The sequence below is a fragment of the Kitasatospora sp. NPDC001119 genome (assembly GCF_053598475.1).
The window spans coordinates 62,720-74,891 of sequence record NZ_JBSFKI010000010.1; the positions used below are offsets into that span (position 1 = coordinate 62,720).

Below are 12,172 nucleotides of genomic sequence, written 5' to 3' on the forward strand. Positions count from 1 at the left end.
ATGGCACTGGTCGGACTGGAGGAGCTGCGCGCGGCTCGGCAGCGGATCGCGGGGGTCGCCGTGCGCACCCCGCTGGTTCCCGCCCCCTGGGCGGCCGAGGGGGAGCGGCGGCTCTGGCTGAAGCCCGAGAACCTCCAGCCGACCGGGGCCTTCAAGACCCGCGGCGCCTACAACCGGCTGGCCGCGCTCACCGAGGACGAGCGCGCCCGGGGCGTGGTGGCCCAGTCCAGCGGCAACCACGCGCAGGCGGTGGCGTACGCGGCCCGGGCGCTCGGCATCAAGGCCGTGATCGTGATGCCGGACACCTCGCCCGCGGTGAAGGTGGAGGCCACCCGCTCGTTCGGCGCCGAGGTGATCCTGGTGGCGCCGGAGGAGCGGGACACCCTGCCCGCCGAGCTGGCCGGGAAGCACGGCTACGTCTGGGTGCCCCCGTACGACGACCCGTTCATCATCGCGGGCCAGGGCACGGTCGGCCTGGAGATCGCCGAGGACGCCCCGGCCGACCTGGACACCGTCCTGGTGCCGGTCAGCGGCGGCGGCCTGATCGGCGGGACGGCGGCCGCGCTCAAGCTCACCCGCCCCGGCATCCGGGTGATCGGGGTGGAGCCCGAGCTGGCCGCCGACGCCCGGGCCAGCCTGCGGGCCGGCCGCCGGGTCGAGTGGCCGGTCGCCGACACCTACCGGACCATCGCGGACGGGCTGCGCACCCCGTCGCTCGGCGTGCTGCCGTTCGAGCACGTCGCCGCCTACGTGGACGACATCGTCACCGTCACCGAGGACGAGATCCGTGCCACCGTGGCCGTGCTGGCCCGCCGCGGCCGGCTGGTCGCCGAGCCCTCCGGGGCGGTCGCCCCGGCCGCCTACTTCCACCGCGCCGCCGAGACCGGGGGCCAGTCGGTGGCGGCCGTGGTCAGCGGAGGCAACATCGACCCGACACTGCTCGCCGAGCTGCTCTCGGCATAGGCGTACGCTCATTCCGGCAAGGAATCGAATGTCGGAGGAGGCGGGTCACCGCATGGACGCAGGGCTCAAGCGCGAGCTGGAGGCGAAGGTCTACGCGGGTGAGCGGCTGACCCGCGAGGACGGGATCGCGCTCTACGAGAGCGACGACCTGGCCTGGCTGGGCGGGCTGGCCCACCACGTGCGGACGCGGAAGAACGGCGACGTCGTCCACTTCAACGTCAACCGTCACCTCAACATGACCAACGTGTGCAGCGCGTCCTGCGCGTACTGCTCGTTCCAGCGCAAGCCGGGCGAGAAGGACGCGTACACGATGCGCATCGAGGAGGCCGTCCGCCTCGCCAAGGCGATGGAGGTCGACTCCCTCACCGAGCTGCACATCGTCAACGGGCTGCACCCGACGCTGCCGTGGCGCTACTACCCGCGCTCGCTGCGGGAGCTGAAGGCGGCGCTGCCGAACGTCTCGCTGAAGGCCTTCACCGCCACCGAGATCCACTGGTTCGAGAAGATCAGCGGCCTGCCCGCCGACGAGATCCTGGACGAGCTGATCGACGCCGGCCTGGAGTCGCTGACCGGCGGCGGCGCGGAGATCTTCGACTGGGAGGTCCGCCAGCACATCGTCGACCACGACACCCACTGGGAGGACTGGTCGCGGATCCACCGCCTCGCGCACGGCAAGGGCCTCAAGACGCCCGCCACCATGCTGTACGGCCACATCGAGGAGCCCCGCCACCGGGTGGACCACGTGCTGCGGCTGCGCGAGCTCCAGGACGAGACCGGCGGCTTCCAGGTCTTCATCCCGCTGCGCTACCAGCACGACTTCCACGACTCCAAGGACGGCGTCGTGCGCAACAAGCTGATGGCCCGCACGGAGATGGCCACCGGCGCCGAGGCGCTGAAGACCTTCGCGGTCTCCCGGCTGCTCTTCGACAACGTCCCGCACGTCAAGGTCTTCTGGGTGATGCACGGCGTCACCACCGCCCAGCTGGCGCTCAGCCACGGCGCGGACGACATGGACGGCTCGGTGGTCGAGTACAAGATCACCCACGACGCGGACAACTTCGGCACCCCGAACAAGCTCGGCCGCGACGACCTGCTCGGGCTGATCCGCGACGCCGGCTTCCGCCCGGTGGAGCGCAACACCCGCTACGAGGTCATCCGCGAGTACGACGGCCCCGACCTGGAGCGTCGCGAGACCCCGCAGGCGATGCGCCTCTGACCTGCGAAGATCCCCGCCGCCCGGACCGCTCGTCGGCCCGGGCGGCGGTTGTCTTCACGGCCTCCGCACCTGACCCGGGTTTACCAACGGGTACGGCGTTTGGCAGGATCGACAGCATGTCCGGTTCTCATCGCGCCACCGAGTACCCGTCGTACGAGCCGATGCGGGAGCCGGTGTACGGGGTGCCGCAGCAGTCGTACGAGCAGCCGTACCCCGAGCACGAGGCGTACCGGCAGCCCGTTCCGCAGGAGTACGGCCAGGGCGTGTACCAGCCGTACCAGCAGACTCCTGACGGCTACTCCGAGGCGTACGACCAGCCGTTCCAGGCCTACCAGGGTGAGCCGGAGGGCGGCTACGAGGCGGCGTCGGTGTACCAGCCGGTGCCCGCGCCCGAGACCGTCCCCTTCGAGCCCGGGCCCGTCGTGCTCGCCGCCGCTCCCGCCGCACCCGTGGCGGGTTCCCGGACGGCCGCGCGGGGACGCCGGCGCAAGGCCAAGCAGAAACGTCACGGCAAGGCCGTGATGGCCGGCACCGCGCTGCTGGTCGCCGCCACCGCCGGCTGGTACGCCGTCGGCCAGGACGGCGCCAAGCCCGGCATCGCCGCCGCCGACGGCCCCGGCCCGGAGGGCGTCAGCAAGCCCGACCACCCCGCCCCGGCCCCCGCGGCCGCCCAGGCCGCCTCCGACCGGCAGGCCGCGGCCCCCGCCGCCGACCGCAGCCAGACCCGTACGGACGGCTCGGTCGCCGCGATACCCGGCCTCGGCGCGAAGTTCACCGCGCAGATCCCCGCCGAGACCGCCCAGGTGCTGGTCGCCTCCGGCCAGGACAAGAACACCGACAAGAACGCCGTCACCCTCTGGACCCGCACCCCCGAGGGCCGCTGGCTGGCCGGCGAGACCTGGCAGGGCCACAACGGCAAGAGCGGCTGGACCACCGACCACAACGAGGGCGACCTGCGCAGCCCGATCGGCGTCTTCAGCCTCACCGACGCGGGCGGCCGCAAGGCCGACCCGGGCAGCAAGCTCCCGTACGACAAGGACCCGAGCTTCGTGGTCTCCGGCACGGGCTTCTTCGGGGACCAGCTGGCCGGCTCCTTCGACTACGTGGTCGCGATCAACTACAACCGCGTGCCCGGCAACTCCCCGCTCGACCCGCGCCGCCCGATGGGCTCCAAGAAGGGCGGCGGCATCTGGCTCCACGTGGACCACGACGGCCCGACCCACGGCTGCGTGTCGATCCCCGAGGACAAGATGGCCCAGCTGATCCGCACCCTGGACCCGGCCGCCCACCCCGTCGTCGTGATGGGCGACGCCTCCACGCTGGCACTCTGACCCCGGAGTCCGCGGAAGCCGGGCACGGAACCCGGGCGCCCCAAGGCCCCTTGTCCACCTCCTACAGATCGAGGGGGCGGATCCTGTCGCCGGTCATACCATGCTGACCAGCGGGTAACCCGGTTCCATGGCAGTATGAGCGGTTCGCGCATTGTGGCACTCGGCCACTACCAGCCCCCCAAGGTCCTCACCAACGACGACCTGGCGGGGCTCGTCGACACCGACGACGAGTGGATCCGCACCCGTGTCGGCATCCGCAGCCGGCACATCGCCGAGGACGAGACCCTGGTCGACCTCGCCACCGAGGCCGCGCAGAAGGCGCTCGCCAACAGCGGCCGGACGGCGGACGAGATCGACCTCGTCGTGGTCGCCACCTGCACCGCGATCGAGCGCAGCCCCAACACCGCCGCCGCCGTGGCCGCCCGGCTGGGCGTGCGCTCGCCCGCCGCGTACGACATCAACACGGTCTGCTCCGGCTTCTCGTACGCCCTGGCCACCGCCGACCACGCGATCCGGGCCGGCTCGGCCCGCCGCGCCCTGGTGATCGGCGCCGAGCGGATGTCCGACACGCTCGACTGGACCGACCGCTCCACCTGCGTGATCTTCGGCGACGGAGCGGGCGCCGCGGTGGTCGAGGCCCAGGAGGAGGGCGCCGAGCCCGGCATCGGGCCGGTGGTCTGGGGCTCCGAGCCCGAGCGGGGCGACGCCGTGGTGATCACCGGCTGGGACCCGGTGATCAGCCAGCAGGGCCAGTCGGTCTTCCGCTGGGCCACCACCCAGCTCGCCCCGCTGGCCCGCCAGGCCTGCGAGCGGGCCGGGATCGCCCCGTCCGAGCTGAAGGGCTTCGTCCCGCACCAGGCCAACCTGCGGATCATCGACGCGATCGCGGGCAAGCTGGGCCTCGGCGAGGACGCGGTGGTGGCCCGGGACGTGGTCCACTCCGGCAACACCTCGGCCGCCTCCATCCCGCTGGCCTTCTCCAAGCTGGTCGAGCGCGGCGAGCTCTCGCCCGGCGACCCGGTCCTGCTCTTCGGCTTCGGCGGCGGGCTGGCCTACGCCGGCCAGGTCGTGCGCTGCCCCTGACCCCGACCCGACGGCGCCACGAGGCCGCCTGAGGGCCGCCACAAGGCCGCCCGAGGGCGCCGCGAGGCCGTCCGGACCCGAACAACGCCGCTGGGCGGGCACCCTGTCACGGGTGCCCGCCCAGCGGCATGTCTGGCGCGCTTGCGGTACGTCGGCGGACCTCCCCCGAGGACACGGCCGCCGTCCGTCGTTCCCCGGACAGGAGGCCGGGGCTGCGCGCGGAGCGGATGGTGGGTCGGTGGACGGTCCTACTTGGGCGCCTTCTTGCCGGTGACGCCCAGGTACACCAGGGGAGCGAGGTTGGGCTTGAGGTCCTTGACCTTGACGCCCCAGGAGGTGAAGGCCTTCTGGTGCTCGGCCGCCGAGGCGAGCAGCGAGACCAGGGCCCCGGCCACGGCGTTCGGGTCGAGCGACTTGTCGGCCTGACCCTTCGCCTGGAGTTCCCTGACGGCCTCCGCGAGCGGCTTGGCGACCGCGTTGAGGACCGTCATGCGGATCTTGAAGAACCGCTTGTCCCCTTCGGCGGCACCGAGCGTGACCACTCGGAGAATGGCGTCGTTCTTGCGCCAGAAGGCGAGGAATCCGTCGACCAGTTCTTCCGAAGTGGTCGGTCCGGACTTCCCTGCCCAGGACTTTCCGGCCACCAGCTCTTTGAGCTGGTCGGCGTCCTTGGCCATTTCCTCGGCGATTTCGAGGACAGCGCCCTCGACATCCGGGAAGTACTGGTAGAAGGTCGCGGGGGAGGTACCCGCCATACGGGCGACGTCGATGACCTTGACGTCCCGATAGGGCGACGTGCTGAGCATCTCGCGGAGGCAGTCGAGCAGCTTCTGCCGCGTCTCCTGTCCGCGTCGCCCGGCGACGCGACCGTCGACGGTGCGAACTTGTCCTGTCATGCCGTCAGCTTACCGTGGCACGATCTTGGCGCGATTCGGTGATGCGACTATTACTCCGCACGGGGGTTGGTATAGCGGCATGAACCACTTCGGACGGATATTCACCGGGCTTCGAAGCCCCTGTTTGAAGCCCCCCCGTGTGCTTGCGATCTCACAGCGTGACGGCGAGTCCGCTGAGGGGTGGTCGGGTGACAGAGCGTGACGATGACCGAAGAGTGCGGTGCCGTCCGGAAGTGGACGGTCCGGAGCCCCGAGCGCAAGCCGCCCCCGGAGCGGGCGTCAGGATCCGGTCGTTCCGTCCTCGCTGGTCAGAGGCCTGTCCGGGGCGTCCTCCGGGCCGGGACGACGTGTTTCAGGGGGTGGGGGAGGTTGGATATGCGCGGGACGGCATTGGAGAATCGGGTCCGGCACCACGCGGCGGGTGCGGACAACGGGGAGGTGGCAGCGGAGTGGACCAGCTGACGGCGCACGATCCGAGGCGGATCGGGCCCTTCGAGGTGCTGGGGCGGCTCGGCGCGGGTGGGATGGGGCTGGTCTACCTGGCGCGTTCCGCGGCCGGGCGGCGGGTGGCCATCAAGACCGTGCGGGGTGAGCTGGCCGAGGACGAGCTGTTCCGGGTCCGCTTCGCCCGGGAGATCGCGGCGGCCAAGACGGTCGGCGGCTTCTACACGGCGGCGGTGGTGGACGCCGACGCGGACGCCCGGGTGCCCTGGCTGGCCACCGCCTACATCCCGGCGCCCTCGCTGGAGGACCTGGTCGAGGAGTGCGGCCCGCTGCCGGTGGAGGCCACCCGCTGGCTGGTCGCCGGCATCGCCGAGGCCCTGGAGTCCATCCACGCGGCCAGGCTGATCCACCGCGACCTCAAGCCCTCCAACGTCCTGGTGGTCGAGGACGGCCCGAAGGTGATCGACTTCGGCATCGCGGCCGGGGTCTCCAGCACCCGGCTCACCATGACCAACGTCGCGGTCGGCACCCCCGCCTACATGTCCCCCGAGCAGGCCCGGGACAGCCGCACCGTCCGGGGCGCCAGCGACGTCTTCTCGCTCGGCTCGCTGATGGTCTTCTGTGCCACCGGGCACCCGCCCTACCGGGGCACCAACCCGGTCGAGACGGTGTTCCAGCTGCTGCGCGAGGAGCCGGACCTGACCGGCATGCCGCCCGAGCTGATGGACCTGGTCCGCCGCTGCATGCAGCAGGCCCCCGAGCGCCGGCCCACCCCGGCGCAGATCCAGACCGAGCTCGCCCCGCACCTCTTCTCCCGGGACGACGCCACCGGCGAGGCCGGGGACTGGCTGCCCGCCCACGCGCTGGAGCTGATCGAGCGCAAGCGGGGCCGGCGCCCGGCCGCCCAGCCGCCGCGCCCGCCGGCCGAGCCGGCCCAGCCGCCCCCGCACCCCCAGGCGCCGCCCGCGCACGTCCCGCCGCAGCACCCCGGCCCGGCCGACCCGCGCACCAATCCGGGCGGGAGGCACGCCCAGCCGCCGGCCGGGCCGGTGCACAGCCTGCCGCAGCGCGCCCCGGGCTCGGACGCCGAGATCCCGACCGCGAAGATCGCCTCCCCGAACCGGCACCGGGCGCCCACCGGCGGCGCCGTCGAGGTGCAGCTCTCCGGCGCCTCCGTCCGGATAGGCCCGGGGCCGCGGGCCGAGCACGAGCAGCCCGGCCCGAGCACCGCCCCGGCCACGACCGACTGGGTCCGCCGGGCCCCCGTCCCGCCGCCCCCGCCGGTCGCCCGCTGGCGCCCCTGGCGGTTCCGGATGTCCAACGACGTCTGGGGCACCCCGGTGGTCGCCGACGGGACGCTGTTCGTCTCCAGCTTCGAGGTGCACGCGCTGGACATCGCCTCCGGCGAGCGCCGCTACAAGACCCGGGACGTGGCCTGGGCGCTCGCGGTGGACGCCGGCCGGGTGCACGCCGCGGACGGCCCGCACCTGTACACCGTGGACGCCGCGGACGGCACCGAGCGCTGGCGCACCTCGCTGGACGGCTGGGTCTACTCGCTCTCCGCCGCCGACGGCGTGCTCTGCTGCGGCATCAGGGGCGGCGGCGTCCAGCTCCGCTCGGCCGCCAACGGCGCCGAGCTGTGGCGCGCCGACGACGCCCAGCAGGACTTCGAGAACCCGCAGTCCGGCCCGGTCCTGGTGGGAGGCGCCGCCTACTACTACGGCGGCGGGCGGCTGCGCTGCGTCGACCCGCGCGGCGCGGGCCTGCGCTGGTCCTTCCCGGTCGGCGAGGAGGTGCCCTCGCACCCGGTCGAGCGCGGCGGCGTGCTGTACGTGTCGGCCGGCACCCGGGTGTACGCGCTGGACGCGGCCAGCGGGGCCGAGCGCTGGCGCTTCGACGCCCCGGTGGTGCTGTTCACCCCGCCCGCCCTGGACGCCGACGCGGTCTACGTGGCCGACTACCTGGGCACGGTCTACGCGCTGGACGCGGCCACCGGCCGGGACCGCTGGCGCGGGGTCACCGGCCGCCGCCAGGGGGCCGACCCGGTGGTGGTCTCGGACGGCATGGTGCTGGTCGGCAACGGCGAGGTGCTGTACGCCTTCGAGGCGGCCACCGGCCGGGAGCGCTGGCGCTACACCGCCCGCGGCGAGATCGTCGGCTCCCCGGCGGTGGCCGACGGCCTGGTGCACCTGGGCAGCCGGGACCACTCGCTGCACACCCTGGACCTGGCCAGCGGTCAGCTGCGCTGGGAGCTCGGCACCAAGGGCGAGCTCACCGGCTCGCCGGTGGCGGTCGGCGGCCGGGTCTTCGTCGGCTCCAAGGACCGCTGCGTGTACGCGCTGGACGCCTTCTACGGCACGGCGGTGCCCGCCCGCTGAACCGCGGGGCGGACACCGCCGGACGGGCGCCGTCGGATCAGGCCCTGCGGGCCCCGGGGTGGCGGCTGCACCAGCCGTCCCACGCGGAGGAGACCATCTCGGTCACATCGTGGCGGGCGGTCCAGCCCAGCTCGCGGTGGATCAGGTCGGCGGAGGCCACCACCCGGGCCGGGTCGCCGGCGCGGCGCGGGGTCACCTCGGCGGCGGTGTCGTAGCCGGTGACCTTGCCGATCACCGCCAGCATCTCCTTGACGCTGACGCCCTCGCCGCGGCCGATGTTCAGCACCAGGGAGGTCGCGCCGGCCGGGTCGGCGGCCATCCGCTTGGCGGCCGCCACGTGCGCCGAGGCGATGTCGGAGACGTGGATGAAGTCGCGGACGCAGGTGCCGTCCGGGGTCTGGTAGTCGTCGCCGAAGACCCGCGGGGCCTCGCCGGCGGTGAGCCGCTCGAAGACCATCGGGATCAGGTTGAACACCCCGGCGTCGGAGAGCTCGGGGGAGGCGGCGCCGGCCACGTTGAAGTAGCGCAGGGCCACGGTGGACATGCCGTGGGCCTTGCCGGCCGCGGCGACCAGCCACTCGCCGGCCAGCTTGGTCTCGCCGTACGGGCTCATCGGCGCGCAGGGCGTGGACTCGGTGACCAGGTCGACGTCCGGCATGCCGTAGACCGCGGCGGAGGAGGAGAAGAGGAAGCGCTTCACCCCGCCCTCGGCGGCGGCCTCCAGGACGGTCTGGAGGCCGATCATGTTCTCGCGGTAGTACAGGAACGGCTGCTCGACGGACTCGCCGACCTGCTTCTTGGCGGCGAAGTGCAGGATGCCCTCGACGCCGTGCTCGCGGATCGCGGCGTCCAGGGCGGCGCGGTCCAGGGTGGAGCCCTCGATCAGGGGGACGCCGGCCGGCAGCCGGGAGGCGTCGCCGGTGCTGAGGTCGTCCAGGACGGCGACGCGCTCCCCGGCGTCGAGCAGCTGTCGGACGACGTGTCCGCCGATGTATCCGGCACCGCCGGTGATCAACCAAGTCATGTGCCGATCCTAGGGGCGCGCCTCGGGGATCTCCGGCGCACCCGCGTTCGGATCCGACCGCCACGTTCGGGCGAGTCGAAGCCACAAAGCGGACAAAACGGTGAAAAGCTGACAAGGATTTCCGTGCGCTCATGCCCGCGCCCCCCGGCGTGGTGACGAATCGGAGGCAGCCAGGTGCACCGTCGCAAGGAACACACCAGCCCCCTGCCCGGCGGGCGGCTGCCGGCCGCGGCCGTGGTCGCCGTGGCGGCCGCGCTGGCGCTGGCCGGCTGCAGCAGCGGCACGTCCTCCTCCGCCACCGTCGCCGCCACCGGCTCGCCCTCGTCCCCCGGCTCCACCCAGGCCTCCGCGGCGTCCGGCCAGTCGAACGGCGGGACCCAGCTGCAGGACGCCTACCAGGCGGTGATCGCCAACGTGCTGCCCTCCGTGGTGCAGATCACCACCGGCGACAGCCTCGGCTCCGGGATCGTCTACGACGACAAGGGCGACATCGTCACCAACGCCCACGTGGTCGGCTCCGCGAAGACCTTCACGGTGACCCTCGCCAACAGCACCACGACGCTGGACGCCGGCCTGGTCGCCAGCTACCCCGACTCCGACCTCGCGGTGATCCGGCTGAACAACCCGCCGAGCGGTCTCCGGCCGGCCAGCTTCGGCGACTCGGGCAAGGTCCAGCTCGGCCAGATCACCCTCGCCATGGGCAGCCCGCTGGGGCTCTCCAGCAGCGTCACCCAGGGCATCGTCTCGGCCACCGGGCGGACCGTCTCCGAACCCCAGGGCCCCGGCTCGCCGGGCGCCACCATCGGCAACATGGTGCAGACCTCGGCGGCGATCAACCCGGGCAACAGCGGCGGCGCGCTGGTGAACCTGGACAGCAAGGTGATCGGCATCAACACGCTCGCCGCGACCGAGCCGCAGAGCAACGGCGCGGCCGCCCCCGGCATCGGCTTCGCCATCCCGGCGAGCACCATCACCAACATCGCCGACCAGCTGATCAAGCAGGGCAAGGTCACCAACTCCGGCCGGGCCGCGCTCGGCATCACCGCCCGGACCAGCTTCAACCAGCAGTTCCAGCCGGCCGGCGCGGTCATCGTGGCGGTCACCCCGGGCGGGGCGGCGGCCTCGGCGGGGCTCCGGGCCGGCGACGTCATCACCAGGATCGGCGACACCCAGGTCGACTCGCTGAACGCGCTCACCACCGCGCTCGCCTCGCTCACCCCGGGCAGCAAGGTCACCGTCACCTACACCCGGGACGGCGGCAGCAAGACCGCCGACGTCACCCTCGGCGAACTGGAAGGCGCCCAGACCTCCTCCCCCTGAGCCCCGGTACGGGGACGCCGGGCCGCACGCCGCGCAAGGGTTCAGCGGGCCGGGTGCCGTACCGGAACGGCGCCGGGACCTCGTCTTCGCCTCGACGAGGTCCCGGCGCCCTACTGTGCCGTGCTGTTCCCGTGGTCAGCGGCGGGCGGTGCGGGTGCGCCAGGGCAGCTCGACGGTGACGGTGGTCGGGCCGCCGTCGGGGCTGTCCACCAGGAAGACCCCGTCCACCGCGCGGATCCGCTCGGCCAGCCCGGCCAGGCCGCTGCCCGGGTACGGGGCCGCGCCGCCCTTGCCGTCGTCCTGGACCAGCACCATCAGCTGGTTGTCCGAGCGCCAGACCTCGACCGTGGCGGAGCGGGCGCCGGCGTGCTTGGAGACGTTGGTCAGCAGTTCGCTGACGGTGAAGTAGGCGATGCCCTCGACCGCCGAGTCCGGGCGCTCGGGCTGCCCGTCCGGGCCGCTCAGGTCGACGCTCACCCGGACGCCGCCGGGGACGGTGCAGCGGGCGGCGACCGAGGACAGCGCGGCGTCCAGGCCGCGGTCGGTGAGCACCGCCGGGTGGATGCCGCGGGCCAGGTCGCGCAGCTCCTGGAGGGCCAGCTTCACCTCGCCGTGGGCGTTGTCGACCATCTTCGCGGCGGCCGCCATGTCGTCCTCGGACTCCACCTCGCGCAGCCGCTCCTTGGCCATGCCGAGGTCCATCGCCAGCGCGACCAGCCGGGCCTGGGCGCCGTCGTGCAGGTCGCGCTCGATCCGGCGCAGGTCGGCGGCGGCGGTGTCGACCACGGTGCCGCGGTCGTCCTCCAGTTCGCGCACCCGCTCGGCCAGGGCGCCCGGGAAGAGCAGCGACTCGATCAGGATGCGGTCGACCGAGGCCAGCCCGCGGATCACCCAGGGCAGCACCGGCCAGAGCACGATCACCGAGACCAGGGTCAGGGCGAAGCTGAGCACGCCCCAGGGCAGCATCAGCACGTTGTAGAGCGCCGAGCGCCAGTTCAGCAGGTCGGTGAGCTGGGCGATGGTGTAGCCGACCACCCCCGGGCGGCGCGGCTTCACCGGCTCCGGCTCGTCGATCGCGGAGCCGTACGCGGCGCGCGCCCGCCGCCGGCCCAGCGTGCCCAGGGAGCGCGAGACGGCCAGGCCGCCGGCCAGCATCGGCAGGCCGAGCACGGTGACCGACAGGCCCAGGCCGACCGACAGCGCGGTCATGGCCAGCACGAAGCCGAAGATGCCGAGCGGCAGGTTCAGCAGCAACTGGCCGACCTGGTGCCACATCCTCGTGCCGTACAGCGGTGGGCGCTCCATCCGGGCGTCCTGCTCCTTGATGGCGTCCACGGCGCGGTGCAGCGGCTTCATGCGGATCTACCGTCCCTACTTCGTCGTGCGGCTGGACCAAGCTTCCCGAACCGGGAGCGGTGGGGGCCATGGGGGTGATACATCTTCCCGGCCGGGGGTTAACCCCACCCCCGGGGCCGGTCACCGGACGCCCGCCCGGGTGTCCACCGGCCGTCTTGCGG

General features: G+C 73.2%; 9 protein-coding genes. 6 read left to right on the plus strand and 3 right to left on the minus strand.

The genetic code is table 11. From position 1 onward, the window contains the following. From ACWDD9_RS14695 to ACWDD9_RS14710, 4 genes are all read left to right on the plus strand, one after another. Window positions 1-963: a threonine ammonia-lyase gene (locus ACWDD9_RS14695; protein ID WP_117488285.1), complete on the plus strand. Its 963-nt coding sequence runs from the start codon at window positions 1-3 to the stop codon at window positions 961-963. A 52-nt stretch (window positions 964-1,015) separates the two neighbouring features. Continuing rightward, a complete protein-coding gene (gene mqnE / locus ACWDD9_RS14700) occupies window positions 1,016-2,179 on the plus strand; it encodes an aminofutalosine synthase MqnE (protein ID WP_049651548.1) in 1,164 nt (387 codons plus the stop codon). Between the two features lie 116 nt (window positions 2,180-2,295). Next, complete coding sequence (locus tag ACWDD9_RS14705) at window positions 2,296-3,510, plus strand: L,D-transpeptidase family protein (protein ID WP_338016324.1); 1,215 nt, start codon at window positions 2,296-2,298, stop codon at window positions 3,508-3,510. Between the two features lie 135 nt (window positions 3,511-3,645). Then, window positions 3,646-4,593, plus strand: coding sequence for a beta-ketoacyl-ACP synthase III (locus ACWDD9_RS14710; RefSeq protein WP_049651545.1), 948 nt, complete (start codon window positions 3,646-3,648; stop codon window positions 4,591-4,593). Window positions 4,594-4,841: 248 nt separating this feature from the next. On the opposite strand, the gene ACWDD9_RS14715 is transcribed toward ACWDD9_RS14710, so the two are convergent. After that, window positions 4,842-5,489, minus strand: a complete 648-nt coding sequence (locus ACWDD9_RS14715; protein ID WP_049651546.1) for a TetR family transcriptional regulator — start codon at window positions 5,487-5,489, stop codon at window positions 4,842-4,844. A 449-nt stretch (window positions 5,490-5,938) separates the two neighbouring features. On the opposite strand from ACWDD9_RS14715, the gene ACWDD9_RS14720 reads away from it, so the two are divergent. Further along, window positions 5,939-8,311 (plus strand): outer membrane protein assembly factor BamB family protein, encoded by a 2,373-nt coding sequence (locus ACWDD9_RS14720; protein ID WP_449811768.1) that lies wholly within the window; start codon window positions 5,939-5,941, stop codon window positions 8,309-8,311. Between the two features lie 37 nt (window positions 8,312-8,348). On the opposite strand, the gene galE is transcribed toward ACWDD9_RS14720, so the two are convergent. After that, window positions 8,349-9,335 carry a UDP-glucose 4-epimerase GalE gene (gene galE, locus ACWDD9_RS14725; protein WP_049657664.1) on the minus strand — a complete coding sequence of 329 codons (987 nt, stop codon included), beginning with the start codon at window positions 9,333-9,335 and terminating at the stop codon, window positions 8,349-8,351. Window positions 9,336-9,539: 204 nt separating this feature from the next. On the opposite strand from galE, the gene ACWDD9_RS14730 reads away from it, so the two are divergent. Then, on the plus strand, window positions 9,540-10,655 hold the full coding sequence (locus ACWDD9_RS14730; RefSeq protein WP_074004053.1) for a S1C family serine protease: 1,116 nt from the start codon (window positions 9,540-9,542) through the stop codon (window positions 10,653-10,655). Window positions 10,656-10,790: 135 nt separating this feature from the next. On the opposite strand, the gene ACWDD9_RS14735 is transcribed toward ACWDD9_RS14730, so the two are convergent. After that, window positions 10,791-11,960: a sensor histidine kinase gene (locus tag ACWDD9_RS14735; RefSeq protein ID WP_049657675.1), complete on the minus strand. Its 1,170-nt coding sequence runs from the start codon at window positions 11,958-11,960 to the stop codon at window positions 10,791-10,793. Between the last annotated feature and the right edge of the window lie 212 nt (window positions 11,961-12,172).

Excerpts from the sequence above, each read along its gene's own strand:
- ACWDD9_RS14695 (WP_117488285.1), top strand. The coding sequence starts at position 1 with ATGGCACTGGTCGGACTGGAGGAGCTGCGCGCGGCTCGGCAGCGGATC.
- mqnE (WP_049651548.1), top strand. The coding sequence starts at position 1,016 with ATGGACGCAGGGCTCAAGCGCGAGCTGGAGGCGAAGGTCTACGCGGGT.
- ACWDD9_RS14705 (WP_338016324.1), top strand. The coding sequence starts at position 2,296 with ATGTCCGGTTCTCATCGCGCCACCGAGTACCCGTCGTACGAGCCGATG.
- ACWDD9_RS14710 (WP_049651545.1), top strand. The coding sequence starts at position 3,646 with ATGAGCGGTTCGCGCATTGTGGCACTCGGCCACTACCAGCCCCCCAAG.
- ACWDD9_RS14715 (WP_049651546.1), bottom strand. The coding sequence starts at position 5,489 with ATGACAGGACAAGTTCGCACCGTCGACGGTCGCGTCGCCGGGCGACGC.
- galE (WP_049657664.1), bottom strand. The coding sequence starts at position 9,335 with ATGACTTGGTTGATCACCGGCGGTGCCGGATACATCGGCGGACACGTC.
- ACWDD9_RS14735 (WP_049657675.1), bottom strand. The coding sequence starts at position 11,960 with ATGGAGCGCCCACCGCTGTACGGCACGAGGATGTGGCACCAGGTCGGC.